Here is a 24079-nt window from a genome sequence, read left to right on the forward strand (position 1 = left end):
ATGGACGTTCTGCGCACCCCCGACGAGCGATTCGCCGACCTGCCCCAGTTTCCCTTCGCACCGCACTACGTGGAGGTCGACGGCCTGCGGATGCACTACCTCGACGAGGGTCCGCCGGACGCCCCGGTGGTGCTGCTCCTGCACGGCGAGCCGTCCTGGAGCTATCTCTATCGCCACATGATCCCCGTGTTGACCGCGGCGGGTCTGCGCGCGGTGGCGCCCGACCTCGTCGGCTTCGGCCGCAGCGACAAGCCGGCCAGGCGCGAGGACTACAGCTACCAGGCGCACGTCGACTGGACCTGGGCAGCGATCGACGCGATCGGCCTCACCGGGATCACACTGGTGTGTCAGGACTGGGGCGGGCTCATCGGCCTGCGCCTCGTGGGCGAACATCCCGACCGCTTCGCCCGTGTCGTGGCGGCCAACACCACACTGCCGACCGGCGACCAGGATCCCGGAGAGGCTTTTCTGGCCTGGCAGCGCTTCAGCCAGGAAACGCCCGACTTCCCCGTGGGTCAGATCGTCAACGGCGGCTGCGTGTCGACGCTCGCACCCGAGGTGATCGCAGCCTACGACGCCCCGTTTCCCGACGACACCTTCAAGGCGGGCGCGCGCCAGTTTCCGACCCTCGTCCCGACCAGTCCGGACGACCCGGCTGCGCCGGCGAACCGGGCCGCCTGGGAAGTGCTGCGCCGGTTCGACAAACCGTTCCTGTGCGCGTTCTCCGACTCGGATCCGATCACCCGGGGCGCCGACGCCGCACTGCGCAGGCTCATCCCGGGCGCGCAGGGGCAGCCGCAGGTCACGATCGCCGGTGGGGGACACTTCCTCCAGGAAGACAAGGGTCGCGAGCTCGCCGCCGTCGTGGTCGACTTCGTCACCGCCAACCCGACGTAGTGGCACCGTGCCGGGCGGCGACGCCCCGAGGTGACGCCGCGATCTCTGCGCGATGAGCTGGGGAGTCGGCGTGTTTGGTTGGTGGCGACGCTGGTGGCAGCAGTCGGACCACTACGACTGGTTCAGCGCGTATCTGCGCGAACGCGGATTGCAGGGGCAGTGGCGGAGCGCCACGTTCGTGTTCACGGCGGCGCTCGGAGCCGTGCCGCTCATGATGCTCGCCAGCGACCGGGGCCCCGGCGGTACGGTCGCGACCGTCGTCTCGGTCACGGCCGCGCTGGCCGCGTTCGCGGCGTCCGCGCTGTGGCTCACCCGTTGGCCCACCAGAACCTGGTCCCTGACCTACACCCTGGTGTGCACCGCGTGTATCGCCGCGGGATGTCTGGTGGTGCCCGACCCGTACGGCGGTCTCATGGGGTGCACCGTCTTCGCCGTCATCGGCGGGTATCTCGCCTACTTCCACGCTTTCGGGCACGTGGTGACGAACTTCTGCGTCGCCATGGGATGCGCCGCGGTGTCGGCATTCCGGATGCTCGCCGGCACCGGTGACGTTCCGATCGTGGCCGCATCGTTCCTGATCGTCCTGGGGCTGAACGTGGGTGTGCCCTTCGGCGTCCATTCGTTGGTGCATTCGCTGCACATCGACCTGCGCAACTCCGACCGTGATCCGTTGACCGGCCTGCTCAACCGCCGGTCGTTCTACAGCACCGTCCACGACCTGCTCCTCGGTCGGGAGCCGCTCAACACGCACGTCAACGTCACGATGGTCGACCTCGACGATTTCAAGAAGCTCAACGACACCCGGGGGCACGCGGTGGGCGATGCCGCGCTGGTCGATGTGGCCGCGGTGCTGCAACGCCACGGTGGCAACGCGGTGCTCGGCCGACTCGGCGGCGAGGAGTTCGTGGTCGCCGACATCGACACCGCGTCGCGGCACGCGATCACCGCCGAGCGCATCCGCCGGGGTATCGCGGCGACGCCGTTCCAGATCACCGCCAGCCTCGGCATCTGCACCGCCACGGTCGAAGCCGGAGCTCCCGTCGAACACCCCGAGTTCATCGAGACGCTCATCCGTGAGGCCGATGCCGCGATGTATGCGGTCAAACGTGCCGGGGGTGACCGGGTCGGGCACCGTTTCCTCGGCCAGGGCGGGGAGGGCTGATTCGCCGAAGGTCGTTGCCGCCGCTCCGGTCCCGAGCGACGTGCCGCAGCGGCCTCCGATCCGCACGTTAGGCTCTGCCGGTGGCCGAGATCGCGCCGCTGCGCGTGCAGCTGATCGCCAAGACGGAGTTCGCAGCGCCGCCCGACGTGCCGTGGAGCACCGACGCCGAGGGTGGTGCCGCGCTGGTCGAGTTCGCGGGCCGGGCGTGCTACCAGAGCTGGTCGAAGCCCAATCCCCGCACCGCGACCAACACCGCCTACCTCCGCCACATCATCGACGTCGGACACTTCTCGGTGCTCGAGCACGCGTCGGTGTCGTTCTACATCACCGGGCTGTCGCGCTCCTGCACCCACGAACTCATCCGGCACCGGCATTTCTCCTACTCGCAGTTGTCGCAGCGCTATGTCCCGGAAGACGACTCCCAGGTGGTCGTCCCGCCCGGGATCGAGGACGACCCCGAGCTGCTGGCGCTGTTCACCGACGCCGCCGACGCGAGCCGGGCCGCCTACACCGATCTCCTGGCTCGGCTCGAGGCGAAGCTGGCCGAGGTGCCCAACGCGACATTGCGGCGCAAACAGGCCCGGCAGGCCGCCCGCGCCGTGCTCCCGAACGCGACCGAGACCCGGATCGTGGTCACCGGCAACTACCGCGCGTGGCGGCACTTCATCGCCATGCGCGCCAGCGAACACGCCGACGTGGAGATCAGGCGACTGTCCATCGAGTGCCTGCGCCGGCTCGTCGAGGTGGCACCACAGGTGTTCTCCGACTTCGAGATCACCGTGCTGGCCGACGGCACCGAGGTCGCGACCAGCCCGTTGGCAACCGAGGTCTGACTCGCAAAGGCATTCGTGGGGCGAAAGGGTGACCGGGTAATCTTGGTGCCCGTGAGTACCAGCGGATTCGACGCCCCAGCCCGGTTGGGCACCTTGTTGACCGCGATGGCCACTCCGTTCAAGCCCGACGGCTCGCTCGACACCGACGCCGCGGCCCGGCTCGCGAACCGGCTCGTCGACGGCGGCTGCGACGGCCTGGTGGTCTCGGGCACCACCGGCGAGTCCCCGACCACCACCGACGACGAGAAGCTCCGGCTACTGCGCACCGTCCTCGAAGCTGTCGGGGACCGCGCCCGCGTCATCGCCGGCGCCGGTACCTACGACACCGCCCACAGCGTGCACCTGGCGAAAGCCAGCGCTGCCGAGGGCGCGCACGGCCTGCTGGTGGTGACGCCGTACTACTCGCGTCCGCCGCAGGCCGGTATCGCCGCCCACTTCACCACTGTCGCCGACGCGACCGACCTGCCCAACATCCTCTACGACATCCCGCCGCGGTCGGTGGTGCCCATCGAATGGGACACCATCCGCACACTGGCGGCACATCCGAACATCGTCGCGATCAAGGACGCCAAAGGCGACCTGCACGGCGGCGGGCAGATCATCGCGGAGACCGGGCTGGCCTACTACTCCGGCGACGACGCGCTCAACCTCCCCTGGCTGGCGATGGGCGCGGTGGGTTTCATCAGCGTCTGGGGCCACCTTGCGGCCGGGCAGCTGCGAGACATGGTGTCCGCCTTCGCTTCCGGCGATGTCGCGACCGCCCGCAAGATCAACGTGACTCTGGGTCCGCTGGCCTGCGCCCAGGCGCGACTGGGCGGGGTCACGCTGTCGAAAGCCGGACTGCGACTGCAGGGATTCGAGGTCGGCGACCCGCGGCTGCCCCAGATCCCCGCCACCGACGAGCAGACCGAGGCGCTGGCCGCTGACATGCGTGCCGCCGGGGTGCTGAGGTAGTGGTCGCGCAGTGGACCTGACGCACATTCCACCAGGGCCGCTGGCCCCGGGCGGCCTGCGGATCACCGCGCTCGGCGGTATCGGCGAGATCGGCCGCAACATGACGGTTTTCGAACATCTCGGACGTCTGCTGATCGTCGACTGCGGGGTGCTCTTCCCGACGCATGACGAGCCGGGCGTGGATCTCATCCTGCCCGACCTGCGCCACGTCGAGGGCCGCCTCGACGACGTCGAGGCGCTGATCGTCACGCACGCCCACGAGGACCACATCGGGGCGATCCCGTTCCTGCTCAAACAGCGTGCGGACATCCCCATCGTGGGCTCCAAGTTCACCCTCGCGCTGATCGCCGAGAAGTGCCGCGAGCATCGTCTGAGCCCGAAGCTCCACGAGGTGGCAGAAGGCCAGAAATCCACGCACGGTGTCTTCGAATGCCAGTACTTCGCCGTCAACCACTCGATCCCGGGGTGCCTGGCGATCGGTGTCCACACCGGCGCCGGGACGGTGCTGCACACCGGTGACATCAAGCTCGACCAACTCCCGCCCGATGGCAGGCCGACCGATCTGCCGGGGATGTCGCGCCTCGGCGACGCCGGGGTCGATCTGTTCCTCTGTGATTCGACGAACTCCGAGATTCCCGGTGTGGGCCCGTCGGAGAGCGAGGTGGGGCCGGCGCTGCACCGTCTGATGCGCGGCGCCGACGGCCGGGTGATCGTCGCGTGTTTCGCCTCGAACGTCGACCGGGTGCAGTCGATCATCGACGCCGCGGTCGCACTGGGCCGCCGGGTGTCCTTCGTCGGCCGGTCGATGGTGCGCAACATGGGCATCGCGCGAGATCTCGGCTACCTGAAGGTCGCCGACGAGGACGTGCTGGACATCGCGGCCGCAGAGATGATGCCTGCCGATCGTGTCGTACTGATCACCACCGGAACACAGGGCGAGCCGATGGCGGCGCTGTCGCGGATGTCGCGTGGTGAGCACCGCAGCATCACGCTGACCGCCGGCGACCTGATCATCCTGTCGTCGTCGCTGATCCCCGGCAACGAGGAGGCGGTGTACGGGGTCATCGACGCGCTGGCCAAGATCGGGGCCCGGGTCGTCACCAATGCGCAGGCGCGCGTGCATGTTTCGGGTCACGCCTATGCCGGCGAACTGCTGTTCCTCTACAACGGTGTCCGCCCGCGCAATGTGATGCCCGTCCACGGGACGTGGCGGATGCTGCGCGCCAATGCCGCGCTGGCGGCCAGGACAGGCGTTCCCGAGGACAACATCGTGCTCGCCGAGAACGGGGTCAGCGTCGATCTGGTGGCGGGCCGGGTGAGCATCTCCGGCGCCGTACCGGTCGGCAAGATGTTCGTCGACGGGCTGATCACAGGTGACGTCGGTGACGCCACACTGGGGGAGCGGCTCATCCTGTCGTCGGGATTCGTCGCCGTGACCGTGGTGGTGCGCCGGGGCACCGGAAAGCCCGCCGCTCCCGTGCACCTGCATTCGCGCGGCTTCTCAGAGGACCCCAAGGCGCTCGAACCGGTGGCCCGCCGGGTCGAGGCCGAGCTGGAGAACCTCGCCTCGCAGAACGTCACCGATCCGACCCGGATCGCCCAGGGGGTGCGGCGCACCGTCGGCAAGTGGGTGGGTGAGACCTACCGCCGCCAGCCGATGATCGTGCCGACGGTCATCGAGATCTGACGGCGACCGGACCCTGCGCGTTGTCCGGCCCGCCGCGCTGCGACGGCTGTCCCGTCGACAAGTCACGGTTACCCCTCGTCAACCGTGGCGCGGCGGCCGTGTGAGCACGCACGCTGACGTTGCTCATAACTATTATGCACCTCGTAAAGAGGAAGGCAAGATCGTGAATGCATTCCCTTTGTCCGCACAATAGAAATCTGCGTAAATAATGGCGTCATCGGCACGATCTCGGTGGTAGTGATTAATGCGGAGTGGCAAAAGTCCAGCTGAGAGCCGGTGACTCATTGCGTCGGCACATAAATGCCGAATTGCACAGAATGGCGCGGTGCGGCGGCGGCGACGGGCGGTGCAGGCGCTAACACGCCACAGGCCGGAATCACGCCCTGATGATCATGATTATTTGCTGCCGACGGTGTCACATCGCTTCCAGGCGGTAGCCCATTCCGCGCAGTGTCACAAAACGACGGGCCCCGAGCTTGCGGCGGAGATAGCGGACGTAGACGTCGACCACATTGCTTCCGGGGTCGTAGTCGTAACCCCACACCTGCCTGAGCAGTTGTTCACGTGACAACACCTGTCCCGGGTGTCGCAGGAATGTCTCCGCCAGCGCGAATTCGCGCGCGGACAGGTTGACCGAATAGTCGCCGACATGGGCTTTGCGGGTGCGGAGATCGAGCCGCAGCCCGCCATAGGACAGCGTCGTCAGCTCTGCCACCCGCTCCGGGGCCAGGCGCAACCGGACCCGGGCCAGCAACTCCTCGAACCGGAACGGCTTCAGGAGGTAGTCGTCGGCGCCGCCCTCGAGGGTCGCCACGGTGTCGGCGGCGCTGGTGCGCGCCGTGAGCACCACGACCGGTAGGGCGCTGCCCTCGGCGCGCAGCCGCTTCAGCACCGTGAACCCGTCCATTCCGGGCAGGCCGGTGTCGAGCACCATCAGGTCGAAATCGCCGCTGCGTGCGTACGCGTAGGCCGACGGTCCGTCGGCGACAACGGTGACCGAGAAGCCGTTGGCCGACAGCCCTTTCCGCACGAAGGACGAGATCCGGGGTTCGTCTTCGGCGATCAGGACAGATGCCATGACTGTTCCGTCTCGTGGGTGGTCACCACGGCGGGGAGGCGCACGCTGAACGTGGAGCCGCGGCCCACCGCCGAATCGAGCATCACGTCCCCTTCGTGTGCCAGGGCGATGGCCCGCACGATCGAAGACCGAGGCCGGCGCCGTCCGAATGCGCACCGATTTGCTCACCGCGGGCGAACGATCGACGATCCCGGTCCGATCCCCGGGGCGCACCCCTGGTCCCGAATCGGAGACCCAGAACATCAGCCAGCCGCCCGACAGCTCCGATCCTACGCCGGTCGACCCTTCTGGCCTGGTAGATCGGTAGTCATTGTCCGTCAGGGCCACCAGCGCCCGGGTCGCCCGTTGCGGGTCCGGCGACGCGGTTCCGATCACGGTGCACGGCACTGCGAAGTCATGGCCGGCGAGTTTGCTGACCTTCGCAAAGATTTCGGCGGTCAGCGTGCGACGTCGACAGCGGACGGGTGCAGGAACGGCGGGTGCCCAGAGTGGGCCGGCAGCAACAGGTCTGACACCTCAACAGCTCATGGCCGGCGTCGATGAACCGCCGTTGCGCGCGCACCCCGGACTCCACCCGTCCCGCATGCGGTCGAGCGTGGCGATCGGGTCGGCGCCGTGGCCGATACGTATCCGGTCGCCGGGAGGTGAGAATCGGGGGAAACGACTCTCGTCTAGCGCTCGGCCAGCACCGTCCATTCCAGCGGCGAGGCGGCCATCGCGCGGCCGGTCGGCCGGATGTAGGTGTCGCGGTAATAGCTCGGCCCGGCCTGCTCGACGAGACGCCAACCGTGCTCGGCGAGGAGGTCACCGACGAGTTCGGGCACCATCCCCGACTTCCACACCTGGCGACGGCGGCGGAAGCGGCGGTACAGCGATTCGGCCCCGTAGAGACAGGTGCCGTCGATGAAGTCCTGGCGGATGTAGGTGAACACCAACTTGCTGCCCGGTGCGGCACCGCTCAGCTGTGCGAGCGTGGCCCGTACCGCCTCGGGGCTGAGGTACTGGGTCACGCCTTCCCAGATGAAGAAGGTCCGCAGGTCGCTGCGATACCCGTGCGACTCCAGGGCGGGGATCAGCGCATCACGCTCGAAGTCGACCGGGACGAGGTGCACCGAGGCCGGGGGCGAGCCCAGAACACGCTGCAGCACAGCAGTTTTGCGTTCGATGTTGAGCTCCTGGTCCACCTCGAAGACCGGCAGCTCGCTGTGGCGGGCGATGCGGCAACCGCGGGTGTCCAGGCCCGCGCCCAGGACGACCACGCTGTCGGTGTCGTTGAGAGGGTCCGAAAGCCGTTCGTCGATGTAGCGCTTACGGCACGCGATGCTCGCCCACAGCCCCGGCCCGTAGCGGTCGACGGTCGATATGACCGCCCGCCGAAACGCATCGGACCGGGTGGCCCGCACCAGCAGGCGAAACCGGCCGGACAGGAACGACTCGGCAAGGTCGTCCTGGACCAGCCGGTGACCTGGCGGTTCGTTGTGCTCGATGGCCGCCAGGACGATCGGCCCGAAAGCCGTTTGCGCGGCGGCGTTTCGAGCCGTCATCGCTTGTTGATGTACCCGGCGTCGACCGGCAGCGTGATGCCTGTGACGTAGCGCGCGGCATCGGACACCAGCCAGAACACCGCATTGGCGATGTCCTCGGGTTCGAGCGCCTGCACCGGAAGCGCATTGCCCATGTCGGGCCCACCCTGGCTCTGCTGGGCCATCCCGTCCAGCCAGGAACGGGTGAACTCGTTGTCGATCATCGGCGTGTTCACCCCGGCGGGGTGCACGGAGTTCACCCGGATGCTGTAGCGGGCAAGGAAGTTGGCGTAAACGCGCATGATGCCGACCATGCCGTGCTTGGCGGCCGCATATCCCACCGAGCCGGCCACCGGGGCGCCGAGGCCCACGAGCCCGGCGACGGAACTGGTCAGCACGATCGCGCCGCCGTTGCCGAACTTCACCATCGGCTTCATCGCGACATCGATCGTGTTGTACACACCGGTCAGGTTCACGTCGATCACGTCCTGCCAGGCGTTGTCCGCCGCCATCGGCGCGATACCCGCGTTCGCGACCACGATGTCGAGACGGCCGCCCAGTTTCTCGGTCCCGTCACGCACCGCGGCTTTGACGGCCTCCCGGTCACGGACGTCGGCCTGGTGGCTGACGATGCGCGCGCCGGTGTCCTCGACGAGCTTGACCGTCTCGGCCATGTCCTCGGGGGAGGCCAGGGGATAGGGGACGGACTCGATCTGCGCGCACAGGTCTAGGGCGATGATGTCGGCGCCCTCGGAGGCCAGTTTGACCGCGTGGGCGCGGCCCTGGCCGCGGGCGGCGCCGGTGATGAAGGCGACCTTGCCGGTGAGCTCACCCATGATTACGGCCGCAGCTGACCCTTGGCCGGGTCGCCCGCCACGACCGGCTGCAGCACCTTGATGTCGGGGGCGCCGTCGAGATGCTCACCGACGGTGCCGAAGAACGTGGCCACCGCCGGAGCCGCGCTGTGCGCCTGCAGCGCGTCGGCATCGGCCCACTGCTCGACGAAGACGAAGGTGCCGTCGGCCTCGTGCAGTGAGTAGAGCTGGCAACCGGGCTCGTCGTGGACCGCCTCGATCGCCTGGGTGCAGGCGCTACGCACCGCATCGACGGACTCGGGCTTGGCGGTCATGGTGGCGATGACGACGATCGGCATTCGTACTCCTCGATGAGCGTGACTGAACAGATGTCACCGTACTGTCTCGTGCGGCCGCTGTCGTCGCCTCACGCGCGTTCGACGAGCGCCCCGGCGCCGCAGGCCACCGGGGGCGAGGCGCGGTCGTGCGGCGTGATCACGGGACCCGTGTCGCCGCGACCCGTTCGAGGCCCCGGGGAGACCAATCTGTGACCAGTGTGGCGCATGGTGCTTCTGAGGTCATTGCGACTAGGCTGAACCCCATGGCGAGTAAGACCGCGGCCCGATCTTCTGCACGTCAGAGCAGGTCAAAGGCCCCTTCGCGCGGCGGAGGACGGCCTTCGCGCCCGTCTGCCCCGCGCCGCAAGCCGGTCCGCCGGAACTCCTCGGCCGTGTCGTCGGCCGGGACCGCGGTGGGCCGGGGCGTCCGTGCGGGCTGGCTGATGCTGGCCAAGGGGGCCGGAAGCACCGCGCGATCGGTCGGACGCGCCCGCGACCTCGAACCGGGCCATCGCCGCGACGGCGTCGCGCTCGCGCTGCTCGGCCTGGCCGTCGTCGTCGCGGCCGGCTCGTGGTTCGACGCGGCTCGGCCCGTGGGCGCCTGGATCGACACGATCGTGCGCGTGTTGATCGGCGCGGCCGTCGTGGTCGTCCCGGTCGTCCTGGCCGCCATCGGCGTGACCCTGATGCGGTCGGAGCCGGATCCGGAGGCCCGACCCCGCCTCATCCTGGGCTTTGCGATGATCGCGCTGCCCGCGCTGGGGCTGTGGCACCTGTGGTCGGGCTCGCCGCAGGACCCGGCCGAGCGTCAACACGCGGGCGGCTTCGTCGGTTTCGCCCTCGGAGGCCCCCTCTCCGACGGGCTGACAGCGTGGATCGCTGCGCCCCTTCTGTTCATCGGCGTGCTGTTCGGCGTGCTGCTGGTGACGGGGACGACGATCCGCGAGGTCCCCGCGACGGTGCGTGACATGTTCACCACGCGGTGGCAGCGCGACTACGACGACGATGACTATGACTATGACGACGATGACTATGGCGATGACCATGGCGACGAGGACGGCGAGCGCGGCAGCGCCGAGCACGAGGATTTCTCCGACGGGTACTACGACGACGAAGCCGGCTACGAGGACAAGGATGAACCGCAGGCCTGGCCCTCCGCCGTACAGCCCACGGTGCCGCTGGCACGCCCGGATGCCCCGTCGGGCACCCCGATGGACAACTATCCCCTCGACGAGGAGGAGACGCCGCCCGTCCCGGCGCCGGCGGCCCGAAACCGCAAGAAGCCGCGCAAGGAGCCGGCGCTGTCCCTCGACCGCGCGGTCGAGGGGCCCTACGTGCTGCCGTCGCTGGAACTGCTCGTCGCCGGAGATCCGCCGAAACGGCTGACCGCGGCGAACCAGCACATGACCGACGCGATCACCTCGGTGCTCTCGCAGTTCAAGGTCGACGCCGCCGTGACCGGCTGCACCCGCGGCCCGACCGTCACCCGGTACGAGGTCGAGCTCGGGCCCGGCGTCAAGGTCGAGAAGATCACTGCGCTGCACCGCAACATCGCCTACGCCGTGGCGACCGAGAGCGTGCGCATGCTCGCGCCGATCCCGGGCAAGTCGGCGGTCGGCATCGAGGTCCCCAACACCGACCGCGAGATGGTGCGGCTGGCCGACGTGCTGACCGACCCCGTGGTGCGCTCCGATCACCACCCGCTGGTGATCGGCCTGGGCAAGGACATCGAGGGCGAGATGATCTCGGCCAACCTCGCGAAGATGCCCCACCTGCTGGTCGCCGGTTCCACCGGCTCGGGCAAGTCGAGCTTCGTCAACTCGATGCTCGTCTCGCTGCTCTCCCGGGCAACCCCGGACGAGGTCAGGATGATCCTCATCGACCCCAAGATGGTGGAACTGACGCCCTACGAAGGCATTCCGCATCTGATCACGCCGATCATCACCGAGCCGAAGAAGGCTGCGGCCGCCCTGGCGTGGCTGGTCGAGGAGATGGAGCAGCGCTACCAGGACATGCAGGCCTCCCGGGTCCGGCACATCGACGTGTTCAACGAGAAGGTGCGGTCCGGCGACATCACCGCGCCTCTGGGCAGCAACCGCGAATACAAGCCGTACCCCTACATCCTCGCGATCGTCGACGAGCTCGCCGACCTGATGATGACGGCACCCCGTGACGTCGAAGAGGCGATCGTGCGCATCACGCAGAAAGCGCGCGCGGCGGGTATCCACCTGGTGCTGGCGACCCAGCGCCCGTCCGTGGACGTGGTGACCGGTCTGATCAAGACCAACGTCCCGTCGCGGCTGGCGTTCGCGACGTCGTCGCTGACCGACAGCCGGGTCATCCTGGATCAACCGGGCGCCGAGAAGCTGATCGGTATGGGCGACGGCCTGTTCCTGCCGATGGGCGCGAACAAGCCGCTGCGACTGCAGGGTGCGTTCATCACCGATGAAGAGATCCATGCGGTCGTGTCGGCCACCAAGGATCAGGCCGAACCGGAGTTCGTCGAAGGCGTGACCGCGGTGAAGGCCGGGGAGCGCAAGGACGTCGATCCCGACATCGGTGACGACATGGACGTGCTGCTGCAGGCGGTGGAGCTGGTGGTCTCCAGCCAGTTCGGGTCCACCTCGATGCTGCAGCGCAAGCTGCGCGTCGGGTTCGCCAAGGCGGGCCGTCTGATGGACCTGATGGAGACCCGCGGCATCGTCGGACCCTCGGAGGGTTCGAAGGCGCGCGAGGTGCTGGTCAAGCCCGACGAGCTGGCGGGAACCCTGGCGTTGATCCGCGGAGGATCCGACGCCAACGGCGCCGACGCGGACGACGAACCCGACTTCTAGGTCGTGCTCACAGCGTGAGCAGCATCCGCGTGTTGCCCAGGATGTTGGGTTTGACGTAGGAGAGGTCGAGGAATTCCGCGACGCCCGTGTCATAGGACCGGCACATCTCCTCGTACACCTCGGAGGTGACGGGCGTGCCCTCGATCTCGGCGAATCCGTGCCGGGCGAAGAACTCGGTCTCGAAGGTGAGCACGAAGATCCGGCTCAGGTGCAGATCGGCGGCCACGGCGAGCAGCCGGTCGACGATGGCGTGTCCGACGCCCTGGCCGCGCACCTTCGGATGCACCGCCACCGTGCGTACCTCACCGAGATCCGACCACAGCACGTGCAGCGCGCCGCAGCCGATCAGTTCGCCGTCGACCTCGCCCACCCAGAACTCCTGCACGGACTCGTACAGGGTCACCAGGTTCTTCTCCAGCAGGATCCTGCCCGCATAGATGTCCACGAGCGCCTTGATGTGAGGGACGTCGGAGGTCCTGGCGCGGCGCACGACGAGCTGACCGGCAGGCGTATCCGGATGTGCGCTCATGCTCCGAAGAGTATCGGCTCAAGCAACCAGTATTCTGTGGCGGTGCCGGGCCAACCACACACCGACCCTGTGGTTCCGCGCGCCCGCGTGGCCAATCTCGCAAACATGTTGACCGGCGTCCGTTTTGTGCTGGTGCCCGTCTTCCTGGTCGCGCTGTTCGTCGGCGACGGACACGAAACAACCTGGCGCATCACGGCTTTCGCCGTCTTCGCGGTTGCGGTGATCACCGACCACCTCGACGGTGCGCTGGCCCGTAGTTACGGCATGGTGACCGAGTTCGGCACGCTGGCCGACCCGATCGCCGACAAGGCACTGATCGGCGCCGCGCTCATCGGCCTGTCGATGCTCGGGGACCTGCCCTGGTGGGTGACCGTGGTCATCCTGGTCCGCGAACTCGGGGTGACGTTGTTGCGCCTGGCGGTGCTGCGCCGCGGCGTCATCCCGGCCAGCCGCGGCGGCAAGCTCAAGACGCTCGTCCAGGCCGTGGCGATCGGACTGTTCGTGCTGCCGCTGTCGGGGGCGTGGCTGACCGGCGCGTGGGTCATCATGCTCGCCGCGGTCGTGCTGACGGTGCTCACCGGAATCGACTACTTCGTCTCGGCGGTCAGGGATTCGCGTGGACGACCCGCTGGTCACTGACGACGCCCGGGCGCTGGTCGCCGATCTGACGGTGCGCAGGCAGACGCTGGCCACCGCGGAATCGCTGACGGCCGGGCTGCTGGCGGCCACCGTCGCCGGGGTGCCCGGCGCCAGTGCCGTGCTGCGCGGCGGACTGGTCACCTACACCGTGGAATCGAAGGCCGAACTGGCCGGTGTCGCGCCCGAGCTGCTCGCCGACGTCGGACCCGTGGCCGAGCCCACTGCCCGGGCACTGGCCGTCGGCGCGATGCAGCGGTGCGGTGCGACGTGGGGCGTCGGACTGACCGGTGTGGCCGGCCCCGAACCCCACGGCGGGCACGCGGTGGGCACGGTCTTCCTCGGTTTCGCCGGACCCGCCGACGCCGAGGTGGTCGAACTGCACCTCCCGGGGAGTCGCTGGGACATCCGGCTCGGTGCCGTACACGCCGCTCTGCGGCATCTGCGCGCGCTCGTCGAAGCGCAGTGACACGTGACACCGGTGACGTCTGAGGGCGGTAGCCAATTTCGGGAACCATCTCGCCGACATCCAGCGTTGGTCTGGGTAGTCGAGGCAAGGAGGACGCGATGGCGACATTGCTGCGCGAGGTGATCGGCGACGTTCTGCGTCGCGCCCGGGTCGAGCAGGGACGCACCCTGCGGGAAGTCTCGGATTCGGCACGGGTGAGCCTGGGCTACCTGTCCGAAGTCGAGCGGGGCCGCAAGGAGGCGTCCAGCGAGCTGCTGAGCGCCATCTGCAACGCCCTGTCCGTCCCGCTGTCCCGGGTGCTCTCCGAAGCCGGCGGTGAACTCGCCCTCTCCGAATCCCGTGCCGCCGCAGCCCTGCCGTCCGGGGTGCCCGCCGGAACGCCGAACATCGACGTCACGACCAAGGTCGTCATTCCGCAGGTCGTCTCGATGGCGGTGGCCTGAGGAGTTCCCCGTGCCGGGGGTGTGGTGATCTGCGCGCAACCGATAAGTTGGGGGCCAAGCACTTGCCGGTAAGCCGACACAGTTCGACAGACACGAAGGCGGAATGAACCCATGGCCAATCCGTTCACCAAGGCGTGGAAGTACCTCATGGCGCTGTTCAGCTCCAAGGTCGACGAATACGCCGATCCGAAGGTGCAGATCCAGCAGGCCATCGAAGAGGCTCAGCGTCAGCATCAGGCGCTCACCCAGCAGGCCGCCCAGGTGATCGGCAACCAGCGTCAACTAGAGATGCGGCTGAACCGGCAGCTGGCCGACATCGAGAAGCTGCAGGTCAACGTGCGCCAGGCGCTGACGCTGGCCGATCAGGCGGTCGCCGCGGGCGATGCCACCAAGGCCACCGAGTACAACAACGCCGCCGAGGCGTTCGCCGCGCAGCTGGTCACCGCCGAGCAGAGCGTCGAGGACCTCAAGGGTCTGCACGACCAGGCGCTGCAGGCAGCCGGGCAGGCCAAGAAGGCCGTCGAGCAGAACGCGATGATGCTGCAGCAGAAGGTCGCCGAACGCACCAAGCTGCTCTCGCAGCTGGAGCAGGCCAAGATGCAGGAGCAGGTCAGCTCGTCGCTGCAGTCCATGAGCGAACTCGCCGCACCCGGCAACACGCCGAGCCTCGACGAGGTCCGGGACAAGATCGAGCGCCGCTACGCCAACGCGGTCGGCGCCGCCGAACTGGCGCAGAACTCGGTGCAGGGCCGGATGATGGAAGTGCAGCAGGCCAGCGTCCAGATGGCCGGGCATTCGCGCCTGGAGCAGATCCGCGCGTCGATGCGCGGCGATCAGCTGCCTGCCGGGGGCGCTGCCGGGACGGCATCTCCGCAGACCCCGGCCACGCCGTCGACCAATGCCAACCCGACACCGGAAAATCCGCTGTCGCAATAACGTCACGGGAGCTAGTGGTGAGTACTCGGACCGGCCGACCGGAAGCCTGGCGCTCGTTCGCCCAGCGCGGCATCGACACCGCCGCGGAATGGTCGGACGTCGTGGCCGAGAAACTCAGTGCCGCCTCCGATCCCCGGGCGAAGCTGCTGCGTAAGCGGCGCTGGGCGCTAAGGCTCGGCGTGTTCTTCGCCGTGTCCGCAGTGTTCTGGATCGGTGTCACCGCAGTGCTGGCGTCGTGGAGCACGCCGGTCTGGGCGCTGTTCATCCCGTCCCCGATCGCCGTCGGCGCGGCCTTCCTGTCCACGCTGGCGTTCCTGCGATACCGCTGGTTGCGGGGCGAACCCCTGCCGCCGCAACGTCATGCGCGTCGCCTGCCCCAGTGGGGATCGGCCGCCCGCCAGCCGATGGCCGCACTCGCGGCGTCCGAGCGGGGCCTGTTCTCGCTGCTCGGTGTCATGGAGCGGGGCCACATGCTGCCCGCCGACGAGTTGCGCGAGCTTCGTGCCGCGGCCGAATACACCGCCGCGACGATGGCGGCCACCGCCAACGAGGTGGTGTCGATGGAGAGAGCGGTGAAGTCCTCGCCGCAGTCCAGGTCGTACCTGTCGCCCACGATCACCGCGTTCACCACCCAACTCGATCTGGGTGCGCGGCAGTACAACGACATGGTCTCTGCCGCAGCGCAACTGGTGTCCGCGGCGAACTCCGGTGCGTTGTCGAGCTCGCCGATGTCGCAGCGGCGCTACCGCGACGAGCTGGGTATGGCCACCGACCGGTTGACCGGGTGGGCGCAGGCGTTCGACGAGCTGGGCCGCCTCCGCGGCGCCTGAATACCTAGAGCTTGAGTACCTAGAACCTGAGTACTAGAACCGCGGGCGCAGTGCGGGGATGACGGCCCCGGCGATCGCGCGCAGCGGTGCCTTCACCATGACGTCGAGCATGTCGAAGTAGTCGCGCCAGAGGGTGATCTGGCCTGCGTCGTCGACCTCGAAGATCCCGCACACCCAGAACTGCAGCCGCAGCGGGCCGATGATGATGGCGTCGGTGCGTTCGTTGAGCACCGTGCCGCCCTCTGCGGTGATGCGGTGGAACTTCACCGCGAACCCGTACCGGCCCACACCCTTGCGCAGCATGGTCACGATCCTGCGCCGGCCGCGGATGCTGGGGAGTCCGACGTTCTGCCACACCAGCTCCGGAGCGGCCAGCGACTCCACGGTGTCGATGTCCTCGGCTTCCAGGGCGAGCAGGAATCTGCGCACGATCTCCCGGTTGTCGACGGACTTACGGTCGACGGATGTCGTGTCGACGCTGTTCGTCGCGGCGGTCGGCAGCATGCCTTCGGGGGCCTCGTCGGTCATATCGCCCGAGCCTAACGGCGGACGCTGTGGCAGGGTAGCCCGCATGCGAGTTGCGGTGGTCGCCGGACCCGATCCCGGCCACGCGTTCCCCGCGATCGCGCTGTGCGAGAAGCTGCTTGCCGCCGATGACCGGCCGACGCTGTTCACGGGCACGAGGTGGTTGGACACCGCGCGCGGGCAGGGCATCGACGCCGTCGAACTGGACGGCCTCGACCCGACCGCGTTCGACGACGACGCCGACGCCGGGGCCAAGATCCACCGGCGCGCCGCGCGGATGGCCGTCCTGAACGAGGCCCGCATCGGTGCCGGCGCACCCGACCTCGTGGTCTCCGATTCGATCACCGTCTGCGGCGGGCTGGCCGCCGATCTGCTCGGCCTGCCGTGGGTCGAGCTGAACACCCACCCGCTGTACCGGCCGTCGAAGGGGCTGCCGCCGCTGGGCAGTGGGCTGGCGCCCGGTACCGGGCTGCGGGGCCGGCTGCGTGACAGCGTGCTGCGGACGCTCAGCGCACGGTCGTGGCGGGCAGGGATGCGCCAGCGCGCCCAGGCCCGTGCGGAGATCGGTCTGCCCGCCGACGATCCGGGACCGGTCCGGCGCCTCATCGCGACCCTGCCCGCCCTGGAGGTGCCGCGCCCGGACTGGCCCGCCGAGGCCGTCGTCGTGGGCCCGTTGCATTTCGAGCCGACCACCGAGCTGCTGACCCTTCCCGCCGGGGACGGTCCGGTCGTCGTCGTCGCGCCGTCGACGGCGTCGACGGGGGCGGGCGGGCTGACGGAACTGGCCCTCTCGACGCTCGTCCCGGGCGAGGTGCTCCCCGCGGGGTCGCGCGTGGTGGTGTCGCGGCTCGAAGGCCCCGATTCGGCACTGCCGCCGTGGGCGGTGGTGGGCCTGGGCCGCCAGGACGACCTCCTCTCGCGCGCCGATCTGCTGATCTGCGGCGGCGGACACGGCACGGTGGCCAAATCGTTGCTGGCGGGTGTGCCCATGGTGGTGGTCCCCGGCGGGGGAGATCAGTGGGAGATCGCCAATCGCCTTGTGCGTCAAGGCAGTGCAGAACTCGTCCGGCCGTTGACGGCCGATGCGCTGTCGGCCGCGGTGCAGCAGGTGCTGGGACGGTCGAGTTACCGCGAGGCCGCCCTGCGGGCCGCGGCGACGGCCGCCGACGTCACGGATCCGGTACAGGTGTGCCACGACGCGCTGCGGGCGTCGGCGTAGTTTGGGCGTGTGCGGCTGACGGAATTTCACGAGCTGGTCGAGGGGCAGTTTGGCGCGGTACGGGCATCGTCACTGCTGGTCGACCACGTCTTGACCAGCGTGGGCGGGCGGACCGCCGCCCAGGCCATCGAAGACGGCGTCGAACCCCGCGAGGTGTGGAGGGCGCTGTGCGCCGATTTCGACGTCCCCCGCGATCAATGGTGAGGAGGGTGTGATGGCACGTCACGACTATGAGATCACTCTCACCTGGACCGGCAATCGCGGGTCGGGCACGTCCGATGTGCGCTCCTACGCCCGGGATCACGTGGTCGGTGCGGCCGGACGGGCCCCGATCGACGCATCGTCGGACCCGGCGTTCCGGGGTGATCCGACGCGGTGGAATCCCGAACAGCTCTATGTCGCCTCGATCGCCCAATGTCACATGCTGTGGTACCTGCACCTCGCCGCGGCCGCGGGCGTGACGGTGACCGCCTACGAGGACCGTCCCACGGCGGTGATGGTCGAAGAGGCCGGTGGGGCAGGGCAATTCGACAGTGTCACGCTGAACCCGGTGGTCACGGTCCGCGACGGCGACGATGTGGCGCTCGCGGAGCGGCTGCACGATCAGGTGGGCGGGTACTGCTTCATCGCCCGGTCGGTGAAGACCCCGATCCATCACCGGCCCACGACCCTGGTGTCGGCCTGCGCGGAGTGAGCGGTAGGCGCTGAAACCGCCGTCCCTCGGCGTGTCCTCTTGTATCGAACAGGTGTTCGTCTACTGTGGGGTGAGTTCGACCCGAAGACTTGTCGGTGGCCTCGCCTAGCGTCACAGCCAACCGACCGAGACCTGGTCAACAACGACTACCTGAGAGGTATCACCATGGCGCAGCAAGCCCCCGATCGCGAGAAGGCCCTGGAGCTCGCACTCGCACAGATCGACAAGAACTTCGGCAAGGGTTCGGTGATGCGGCTCGGCGAGGACGTGCGCCCGCCGATCTCGGTCATCCCCACCGGCTCGATCGCCCTCGACGTCGCGCTCGGCATCGGCGGCCTGCCCCGTGGCCGTGTCGTCGAGATCTACGGTCCGGAATCCTCCGGTAAGACCACCGTCGCCCTGCATGCCGTCGCCAATGCCCAAGCCGCAGGCGGTATCGCCGCGTTCATCGACGCCGAGCACGCGCTGGACCCGGAGTACGCCAAGAAGCTCGGCGTCGACACCGACGCGCTGCTGGTCTCCCAGCCCGACACCGGTGAGCAGGCCCTGGAGATCGCCGACATGCTGGTGCGTTCCGGCGCGCTGGACATCCTGGTCATCGACTCGGTGGCCGCCCTGGTGCCGCGCGCCGAGATCGAGGGCGAGATGGGTGACAGCCACGTCGGTCTGCAGGCCCGCCTGATGAGCCAGGCGCTGCGCAAGATGACGGGCGCACTGAACAACTCGGGCACCACCGCCATCTTCATCAACCAGCTCCGCGAGAAGATCGGCGTGATGTTCGGCTCGCCCGAGACCACCACGGGCGGTAAGGCGCTGAAGTTCTACGCCTCGGTGCGTCTGGACGTCCGGCGTATCGAGACGCTCAAGGACGGTACCGACGCCGTCGGTAACCGCACCAGGGTCAAGGTCGTCAAGAACAAGGTGTCGCCGCCGTTCAAGCAGGCCGAGTTCGACATCCTCTACGGCCGCGGGATCAGCCGGGAGGGCTCGCTGATCGACATGGGTGTCGAGCACGGCTTCATCCGCAAATCCGGATCGTGGTTCACCTACGACGGTGAGCAGTTGGGGCAGGGCAAGGAGAACGCGCGAAACTTCATGCTGGAGAACCCCGATGTCGCCAACGAGATCGAGAAGAAGATCAAAGAGAAGCTCGGTATCGGCGCCCAGTTGACCGATGACATGGCCGATGACGCTCTTCCCGCTCCCGTCGACTTCTGACCCCGAGTCGGACAAGCGTGCCGAGCAGGCGCGGGCCCTGTGCCTGCGCCTGCTCACCGCACGGGCGCGGACCCGCGCCGAACTGGAGGCGCAGCTGAGCAAGCGGGGCTACCCCGACGACCTCAGCGCCCAGGTTCTCGACCGGCTCGCACAGGTCGGCCTCGTCGATGACGAGGACTTCGCCGAGCAGTGGGTGCGGTCACGGCGCCTCAACGCGGGAAAAGGCAAGCGCGCGTTGGCCGCCGAGTTGCGTAACAAGGGCGTGGACAACGAGGTGATCGACGCCGCGCTGTCCGACATCGACGCCGGCGCCGAACGCACCCGCGCCGAGCAGTTGGTTCGCGACAAGTTGCGCCGCGAGAAGCTCGGCGACCCCAGCGATCGGGACGCGGAGAACAAGGTGGCCCGTCGGCTGGTCGGAATGCTCGCCCGCCGCGGCTACCACCAGTCGATGGCCTTCGACGTCGTCACCACCGAACTGGCCAACGAGAGGGAACGCCGCAAGGTGTGACCGGGGGATCGGCCCGTCGGACCGATCGGCCTGCCGTTTACGCGGCGCTTCCGTGCGCCCGCCACGGCGCGGCGTTCAGGTCGGCGATGACGCTGCGCGTGACCACGCGCCGCAGCACGATCACCGCCGCGGCGGCGGCGATGGCCGTCCAGGTGGAGTCGACGCTCAATCGCAACAGCCCGGCCGCGGTGAGCAGCTCGAGCATCACCCGCAGCGCGAGCAGCGGGGCCCGGAAGACGACCAGCGCTGCGACGCCCAGCATGATGCCGGCGATGGCCAGGCACCACGAGGCGGCGACGACGACGCTCACCGGGGTGTAGGCGGATCCGCCGCGGACCCCGGGTTCCTCAGCAGCTCGATTTCCCGCTGCTCCTGGGCGATCTCACGGTTGAGGAAGTAGTTCAGCACGGTGCGGATCGCCGCGATCGCCGCGAGCTTGCCGATCTCCTCGAACGTCGGCGAGATCGCCGTGCGCAGTACGTCGGCGGCGAGCTGGAACTCCAGTCCGAGCACCAGGAACCTGGCCAGCGTCAGCCGCACGGCAGAGAACTGATTGATGTTGCGCCGTGCCAAGGCGACGAGGAACTTCGCGATGGCGACAACGGCGCCGATCATGATGACCACCGCGCCGCACGCCTCGATGAGCCGGACCATCAGGTCGACCATCTCGCGCAGCGCCGACTCCGGCAGGAGCTCGAACGCGCGCAGCGACTCGGTCATCGGCGTCAGACGCCGCGGCTGCGGTCGCCCTGCAGTTCGAGCGGTTCGGCCTCCATGGGCGCCGGCCCTTTGCTCGACCGCCGTAGCCTGCGTTCCAGCCGCGTCGCCAGCCACGACAGCGTGAAGTTGAGCGCGATCATCAGCAGCGCGATCACGATGAGCGCCGGAATGTAGTTGCCGTACGCCGAGCCGATGACCGTGCCCTGCCGCACCATCTCGACGAACGTGATCTGGTATCCGAGGGCGGTGTCCTTGAGCACCACGACGAGCTGCGAGATCAGCACCGGCAGCATCGAGGTGACCGCCTGCGGCAGCAGGACCGACCGCATGGTCTGGCCCCAGGTCAACCCCAGGGCGGACGCGGCTTCGGCCTGTCCGCGCGGCAGTGCGTGCACACCCGCACGCACGATCTCGGCGATGACGGCGCCGTTGTAGAGCGTGAGCCCGGTGATGACGCCGGCCAGGGCAAGGTGCTGGGACGGGAAAACGTCGTAGAACGCATACAGGAAGTACGCGAAGATCATCATGATCAGCACCGGCACAGCCCGGAAGAACTCGACGAACACCGCGCAGAACCAGCGCAGGAACGGGTTCATCGACAACCGGCCCACGCCGAGCACGAACCCGAGCACCAGCGCCAGCACGATCGACACCGCGGCCGCGGTCAGCGTCCCTTCGATACCCGGCAGCACGTAGGTACGCCACAGATCCGGGGTGAGGAACGGCTCCCACTTCTCGGCGGTGAGCTGTCCTCGCGAATCCAGCCGCGCGTAGACGACCCACAGGATCGCCAGGACGACGGCGACGGTGACCGCGGTGATGACATGGTTGCGGACGCGGGCCCGGGGCCCCGGGGCATCGAAGAGAACCGAGGATCCGGTCATCGCACGACCGCCAATCTCTTGCCCATCCACCCGAAGAGCAACCCCAGTGGCAGGGTGAGGATCACGAACCCGAGGGCGAAGATTCCGCCGACCACCAGCACCGCCGCGGTGTTCTCGATCATCTCCTTCATCAGCAGTGCCGCTTCGGCGACGCCGATGGCCGAGGCGATCGTGGTGTTCTTCGTCAACGCGATCAGCACCGAGCCCAGCGGGATGACCACCGCGCGAAACGCCTGCGGCAGCAGGATGATCCGCAGGTTCTGACCGAAGCTGAGCCCCAGGGATCGGGCGGCTTCGGCCTGTCCCAGCGGAATCGTGTTCACCCCGGAGCGCACCGTCTCGCACACGAACGACGCGGTGTAGACCGTCAACCCGAGCACGGCGAGCCGAAAGCCGCTGTCGGCGATGAACGTCGGGGACTGCCGGGTCGCCAGGGTGAGCCCGAGCGTCTGGGCAAGTCCGAACGAACAGAACAGGATGATCAGGGTCAGCGGGGTGTTGCGCACGATGTTGACGTACGCGGTGCCGATCCAGTTGAGCATCGGCACCGGCGCCAGCCGCATCGCGGCCAGCACCGTGCCGAGCACCAGGGCACCGAGCGCCGAGAGGACCGTGAGCTGGACGGTGGTCCAGAACGCGGCGAAGATCTCAGCGCGATACTCGGTGAAAACCTCCACGGGCGGCTCCGGTGGCTACCTGGTCGGTCAGTTGTCCAGCGGCGGGGGTGCCGGCGCGGTGATCCCGGCCGGGCCGAGGTTCTTGTCGAACGCTTCCTTCCAGGCCCCGCTGTCCTCCATCTTCTTGAGCGCATCGTTGATCTTGGTGCGCATCTCGGTGTCGTCCTTCTTCAGGCCGATCCCGTAACGCTCCTCGGAGAACGGCTCGCCGACGATCTTGAACGCACCCGGGCTCTGCGCCGCGTACCCCGCCAGGATGACCTCGTCGGTGGTGACCGCGTCGACGGCGCCGTTCTTGAGCGCATCGATGCACGCCGAGTACGTGTCGTACTGCTGGAGCTGCACGCCCTGGTACTCGTCCTTGATCTTCTGGGCGGGCGTCGACCCGGACACCGAGCAGAGGATCTTGTTGTTCTCCAGCGACGCCGCGCCGGTGATGTCGTTGTTGTCCGAACGGACCAGCAGGCTCTGGCCCGTGATCAGGTACGGCCCGGCGAAGGACACCTTCTCCTTGCGCGCATCGGTGATCGAGTACGTCGCGGCGATGAACGACACCTGCCCGTTCTGGATCAGGTTCTCGCGCTGCGCCGACGGCGCTTCCTTCCATTCGATCTTGTCCGGTGCGAAGCCAAGCTCGCCGGCGACGTAGGTGGCGACGTCGACGTCGAACCCGCTCATGGTGCCGTCGGGGTTCTTCTGGCCGAGGCCGGGCTGGTCGAACTTGGTGCCGATGACGATGGTGTCCCCGCCGCCGGCGCCACCACCGCCGCCGGAGTCACCTCCGCCACAGGCGGTGACGGCGAGGGGGAGCGCGACGGCCAGGCCGAGCGCACCGAGGATGCGCTTGGAGAAAACCATGAACGTGTTCCTTTCGGTGGACATCAGTGATGCAGGATCTTGCCGAGAAAGTCTTTGGCGCGGTCGGTCTGCGGGTTGTCGAAGAACTGGACGGGTTCGGCGTCCTCGACGATGGCCCCGTCGGACATGAACACGACGCGGTTGGCGGCACGCCGGGCGAAACCCATTTCGTGGGTGACGACGAGCATCGTCATCCCCTCGGTCGCCAGGCCCGACATCACGGCCAGCACTTCGTTGATCATCTCGGGGTCCAGCGCGCTGGTGGGCTCGTCGAAGAGCATCACCTTGGGGTTCATCGCCAGCGACCGTGCGATGGCGACGCGCTGCTGCTGACCGCCGGACAGTTGAGCGGGGTATTTGTCGGCCTGGTTGGCCACGCCCACCCGCTCGAGCAGGCTCATCGCCTTCTCACGCGCCTGCTCCTTGGACGACTTGCGCACCTTCATCGGCGCGAGGGTCACGTTCTCCAGAATTGTCTTGTGCGCGAACAGATTGAAGGACTGGAACACCATCCCGACATCCGAACGGAGTTGCGCCAGTTTGCGACCCTCCGCCGGAAGGACGTTCCCGTCGATCGCGATCGTGCCCGAGTCGATGGTCTCCAGACGGTTGATGGTGCGGCACAGCGTGGACTTGCCGGACCCCGACGGCCCCAGCACGACGACCACCTGTCCCTTGCCGACCTCAAGGTTGATGTCCTTGAGAACGTGGAGTGCGCCGAAGTGCTTGTTGACCGCGCTGACCGAGATCATCGGCACGGCAGGGGACTCCCTGGGGCTCTCCATGCGTGATGACCTTACCCAGGGAACGTCCAGCGTGCCCGGAACTCA

The 24079-nt window shown here is 68.2% G+C and carries 29 protein-coding genes; 16 read left to right on the top strand and 13 right to left on the bottom strand.

Annotated features, from left to right (window positions below):
• The 5 genes from FHR72_RS08000 (at position 1) to FHR72_RS08020 (ending at position 5533) form a co-directional block, all read left to right on the top strand.
• Positions 1–897, top strand: a complete 897-nt coding sequence (locus FHR72_RS08000) for a haloalkane dehalogenase (protein WP_183467414.1) — start codon at positions 1–3, stop codon at positions 895–897.
• Between the two features lie 52 nt (positions 898–949).
• Positions 950–2059: a GGDEF domain-containing protein gene (locus FHR72_RS08005; RefSeq protein WP_221193217.1), complete on the top strand. Its 1110-nt coding sequence runs from the start codon at positions 950–952 to the stop codon at positions 2057–2059.
• An 80-nt stretch (positions 2060–2139) separates the two neighbouring features.
• Positions 2140–2892: an FAD-dependent thymidylate synthase gene (gene thyX / locus FHR72_RS08010; protein WP_183467415.1), complete on the top strand. Its 753-nt coding sequence runs from the start codon at positions 2140–2142 to the stop codon at positions 2890–2892.
• 45 nt (positions 2893–2937) lie between these two features.
• Entirely contained in the window at positions 2938–3846 is a 909-nt protein-coding gene (gene dapA, locus FHR72_RS08015; RefSeq protein ID WP_183467416.1) for a 4-hydroxy-tetrahydrodipicolinate synthase, read from the top strand.
• A gap of 10 nt (positions 3847–3856) precedes the next feature.
• Positions 3857–5533 (top strand): ribonuclease J, encoded by a 1677-nt coding sequence (locus tag FHR72_RS08020; RefSeq protein WP_183467417.1) that lies wholly within the window; start codon positions 3857–3859, stop codon positions 5531–5533.
• A 415-nt stretch (positions 5534–5948) separates the two neighbouring features.
• Here the strand turns inward: FHR72_RS08020 and FHR72_RS08025 are convergent, their stop codons facing one another.
• The 5 genes from FHR72_RS08025 to FHR72_RS08045 all read right to left on the bottom strand — a co-directional run bounded on the left by FHR72_RS08025 (position 5949) and on the right by FHR72_RS08045 (position 9287).
• The gene (locus tag FHR72_RS08025) at positions 5949–6611 is read right to left on the bottom strand and encodes a response regulator transcription factor (protein ID WP_183467418.1); all 663 of its coding nucleotides are present in this window, start codon (positions 6609–6611) and stop codon (positions 5949–5951) included.
• Positions 6596–6730, bottom strand: coding sequence for an ATP-binding protein (locus FHR72_RS08030; protein ID WP_183467419.1), 135 nt, complete (start codon positions 6728–6730; stop codon positions 6596–6598). Before FHR72_RS08030 ends, FHR72_RS08025 begins: the two co-directional genes overlap by 16 nt.
• A 552-nt stretch (positions 6731–7282) precedes the next feature.
• Positions 7283–8155 (bottom strand): SAM-dependent methyltransferase, encoded by an 873-nt coding sequence (locus FHR72_RS08035; protein ID WP_183467420.1) that lies wholly within the window; start codon positions 8153–8155, stop codon positions 7283–7285.
• A complete protein-coding gene (locus FHR72_RS08040) occupies positions 8152–8970 on the bottom strand; it encodes a mycofactocin-coupled SDR family oxidoreductase (RefSeq protein WP_183467421.1) in 819 nt (272 codons plus the stop codon). Before FHR72_RS08040 ends, FHR72_RS08035 begins: the two co-directional genes overlap by 4 nt.
• A gap of 2 nt (positions 8971–8972) precedes the next feature.
• Positions 8973–9287 (bottom strand): putative quinol monooxygenase, encoded by a 315-nt coding sequence (locus FHR72_RS08045; RefSeq protein ID WP_183467422.1) that lies wholly within the window; start codon positions 9285–9287, stop codon positions 8973–8975.
• A gap of 242 nt (positions 9288–9529) precedes the next feature.
• Here FHR72_RS08045 and FHR72_RS08050 point away from each other — a divergent pair, with 242 nt between their 5' ends.
• Complete coding sequence (locus FHR72_RS08050; RefSeq protein WP_260155927.1) at positions 9530–12100, top strand: FtsK/SpoIIIE family DNA translocase; 2571 nt, start codon at positions 9530–9532, stop codon at positions 12098–12100.
• A gap of 7 nt (positions 12101–12107) precedes the next feature.
• Here FHR72_RS08050 and FHR72_RS08055 read toward each other — a convergent pair whose 3' ends face one another.
• Positions 12108–12629, bottom strand: a complete 522-nt coding sequence (locus tag FHR72_RS08055; protein ID WP_183467424.1) for an amino-acid N-acetyltransferase — start codon at positions 12627–12629, stop codon at positions 12108–12110.
• Between the two features lie 42 nt (positions 12630–12671).
• Here FHR72_RS08055 and pgsA point away from each other — a divergent pair, with 42 nt between their 5' ends.
• From pgsA to pspM, 5 genes are all read left to right on the top strand, one after another.
• A complete protein-coding gene (gene pgsA, locus FHR72_RS08060) occupies positions 12672–13268 on the top strand; it encodes a CDP-diacylglycerol--glycerol-3-phosphate 3-phosphatidyltransferase (protein ID WP_311736085.1) in 597 nt (198 codons plus the stop codon).
• Positions 13246–13734, top strand: a complete 489-nt coding sequence (locus tag FHR72_RS08065; protein WP_183467426.1) for a CinA family protein — start codon at positions 13246–13248, stop codon at positions 13732–13734. The genes pgsA and FHR72_RS08065 overlap by 23 nt, the downstream gene beginning before the upstream one ends.
• A gap of 98 nt (positions 13735–13832) precedes the next feature.
• Positions 13833–14177, top strand: a complete 345-nt coding sequence (gene clgR / locus FHR72_RS08070; RefSeq protein WP_183467427.1) for a transcriptional regulator ClgR — start codon at positions 13833–13835, stop codon at positions 14175–14177.
• A gap of 111 nt (positions 14178–14288) precedes the next feature.
• Positions 14289–15113, top strand: a complete 825-nt coding sequence (gene pspA, locus FHR72_RS08075) for a phage shock protein PspA (protein WP_183467428.1) — start codon at positions 14289–14291, stop codon at positions 15111–15113.
• Positions 15114–15130: 17 nt separating this feature from the next.
• Positions 15131–15943 (top strand): phage shock envelope stress response protein PspM, encoded by an 813-nt coding sequence (gene pspM / locus FHR72_RS08080; RefSeq protein ID WP_183467429.1) that lies wholly within the window; start codon positions 15131–15133, stop codon positions 15941–15943.
• Between the two features lie 33 nt (positions 15944–15976).
• Here pspM and FHR72_RS08085 read toward each other — a convergent pair whose 3' ends face one another.
• The gene (locus FHR72_RS08085; protein ID WP_183467430.1) at positions 15977–16471 is read right to left on the bottom strand and encodes a limonene-1,2-epoxide hydrolase family protein; all 495 of its coding nucleotides are present in this window, start codon (positions 16469–16471) and stop codon (positions 15977–15979) included.
• A 43-nt stretch (positions 16472–16514) separates the two neighbouring features.
• On the opposite strand from FHR72_RS08085, the gene FHR72_RS08090 reads away from it, so the two are divergent.
• From FHR72_RS08090 to recX, 5 genes are all read left to right on the top strand, one after another.
• Positions 16515–17687, top strand: coding sequence for a glycosyltransferase (locus FHR72_RS08090; RefSeq protein ID WP_183467431.1), 1173 nt, complete (start codon positions 16515–16517; stop codon positions 17685–17687).
• 9 nt (positions 17688–17696) lie between these two features.
• Entirely contained in the window at positions 17697–17891 is a 195-nt protein-coding gene (locus FHR72_RS08095) for a DUF3046 domain-containing protein (protein WP_183467432.1), read from the top strand.
• A 10-nt stretch (positions 17892–17901) separates the two neighbouring features.
• Positions 17902–18381, top strand: a complete 480-nt coding sequence (locus FHR72_RS08100) for an OsmC family protein (protein ID WP_183467433.1) — start codon at positions 17902–17904, stop codon at positions 18379–18381.
• Between the two features lie 165 nt (positions 18382–18546).
• Positions 18547–19599, top strand: coding sequence for a recombinase RecA (recA, locus tag FHR72_RS08105; protein ID WP_183467434.1), 1053 nt, complete (start codon positions 18547–18549; stop codon positions 19597–19599).
• Entirely contained in the window at positions 19568–20110 is a 543-nt protein-coding gene (recX, locus tag FHR72_RS08110) for a recombination regulator RecX (protein WP_183467435.1), read from the top strand. Before recA ends, recX begins: the two co-directional genes overlap by 32 nt.
• 37 nt (positions 20111–20147) lie before the next feature.
• On the opposite strand, the gene FHR72_RS08115 is transcribed toward recX, so the two are convergent.
• The 6 genes from FHR72_RS08115 to FHR72_RS08140 are packed head-to-tail and all read right to left on the bottom strand — an operon-like array spanning position 20148 to position 24001.
• Positions 20148–20420 carry a hypothetical protein gene (locus FHR72_RS08115; RefSeq protein ID WP_183467436.1) on the bottom strand — a complete coding sequence of 91 codons (273 nt, stop codon included), beginning with the start codon at positions 20418–20420 and terminating at the stop codon, positions 20148–20150.
• Positions 20417–20830: a DUF1622 domain-containing protein gene (locus FHR72_RS08120; RefSeq protein ID WP_183467437.1), complete on the bottom strand. Its 414-nt coding sequence runs from the start codon at positions 20828–20830 to the stop codon at positions 20417–20419. Before FHR72_RS08120 ends, FHR72_RS08115 begins: the two co-directional genes overlap by 4 nt.
• Before the next feature lie 5 nt (positions 20831–20835).
• A complete protein-coding gene (locus FHR72_RS08125) occupies positions 20836–21714 on the bottom strand; it encodes an amino acid ABC transporter permease (protein ID WP_183467438.1) in 879 nt (292 codons plus the stop codon).
• On the bottom strand, positions 21711–22391 hold the full coding sequence (locus FHR72_RS08130) for an amino acid ABC transporter permease (protein ID WP_183467439.1): 681 nt from the start codon (positions 22389–22391) through the stop codon (positions 21711–21713). The genes FHR72_RS08125 and FHR72_RS08130 overlap by 4 nt, the downstream gene beginning before the upstream one ends.
• A gap of 27 nt (positions 22392–22418) precedes the next feature.
• The gene (locus FHR72_RS08135; protein ID WP_183467440.1) at positions 22419–23249 is read right to left on the bottom strand and encodes a glutamate ABC transporter substrate-binding protein; all 831 of its coding nucleotides are present in this window, start codon (positions 23247–23249) and stop codon (positions 22419–22421) included.
• Positions 23250–23272: 23 nt separating this feature from the next.
• Positions 23273–24001: an amino acid ABC transporter ATP-binding protein gene (locus tag FHR72_RS08140; protein WP_183467843.1), complete on the bottom strand. Its 729-nt coding sequence runs from the start codon at positions 23999–24001 to the stop codon at positions 23273–23275.
• Positions 24002–24079: the final 78 nt, after the last annotated feature.

Origin of the sequence: Mycolicibacterium iranicum (genome assembly GCF_014190915.1) — a bacterium.
Classification (GTDB): domain Bacteria; phylum Actinomycetota; class Actinomycetes; order Mycobacteriales; family Mycobacteriaceae; genus Mycobacterium; species Mycobacterium iranicum_B.

Coding starts and splice junctions, on each gene's coding strand:
- FHR72_RS08140 (WP_183467843.1), bottom strand. CDS start 24,001: ATGATCTCGGTCAGCGCGGTCAACAAGCACTTCGGCGCACTCCACGTT.
- FHR72_RS08035 (WP_183467420.1), bottom strand. CDS start 8,155: ATGACGGCTCGAAACGCCGCCGCGCAAACGGCTTTCGGGCCGATCGTC.
- FHR72_RS08025 (WP_183467418.1), bottom strand. CDS start 6,611: ATGGCATCTGTCCTGATCGCCGAAGACGAACCCCGGATCTCGTCCTTC.
- FHR72_RS08100 (WP_183467433.1), top strand. CDS start 17,902: ATGGCACGTCACGACTATGAGATCACTCTCACCTGGACCGGCAATCGC.
- FHR72_RS08090 (WP_183467431.1), top strand. CDS start 16,515: ATGCGAGTTGCGGTGGTCGCCGGACCCGATCCCGGCCACGCGTTCCCC.
- pspA (WP_183467428.1), top strand. CDS start 14,289: ATGGCCAATCCGTTCACCAAGGCGTGGAAGTACCTCATGGCGCTGTTC.
- FHR72_RS08085 (WP_183467430.1), bottom strand. CDS start 16,471: ATGACCGACGAGGCCCCCGAAGGCATGCTGCCGACCGCCGCGACGAAC.
- FHR72_RS08040 (WP_183467421.1), bottom strand. CDS start 8,970: ATGGGTGAGCTCACCGGCAAGGTCGCCTTCATCACCGGCGCCGCCCGC.
- recA (WP_183467434.1), top strand. CDS start 18,547: ATGGCGCAGCAAGCCCCCGATCGCGAGAAGGCCCTGGAGCTCGCACTC.
- FHR72_RS08125 (WP_183467438.1), bottom strand. CDS start 21,714: ATGACCGGATCCTCGGTTCTCTTCGATGCCCCGGGGCCCCGGGCCCGC.
- FHR72_RS08050 (WP_260155927.1), top strand. CDS start 9,530: ATGGCGAGTAAGACCGCGGCCCGATCTTCTGCACGTCAGAGCAGGTCA.
- clgR (WP_183467427.1), top strand. CDS start 13,833: ATGGCGACATTGCTGCGCGAGGTGATCGGCGACGTTCTGCGTCGCGCC.
- FHR72_RS08000 (WP_183467414.1), top strand. CDS start 1: ATGGACGTTCTGCGCACCCCCGACGAGCGATTCGCCGACCTGCCCCAG.
- recX (WP_183467435.1), top strand. CDS start 19,568: ATGACGCTCTTCCCGCTCCCGTCGACTTCTGACCCCGAGTCGGACAAG.
- FHR72_RS08135 (WP_183467440.1), bottom strand. CDS start 23,249: ATGGTTTTCTCCAAGCGCATCCTCGGTGCGCTCGGCCTGGCCGTCGCG.
- FHR72_RS08045 (WP_183467422.1), bottom strand. CDS start 9,287: ATGCCGATCGTCGTCATCGCCACCATGACCGCCAAGCCCGAGTCCGTC.
- FHR72_RS08055 (WP_183467424.1), bottom strand. CDS start 12,629: ATGAGCGCACATCCGGATACGCCTGCCGGTCAGCTCGTCGTGCGCCGC.
- FHR72_RS08120 (WP_183467437.1), bottom strand. CDS start 20,830: ATGACCGAGTCGCTGCGCGCGTTCGAGCTCCTGCCGGAGTCGGCGCTG.
- FHR72_RS08005 (WP_221193217.1), top strand. CDS start 950: ATGAGCTGGGGAGTCGGCGTGTTTGGTTGGTGGCGACGCTGGTGGCAG.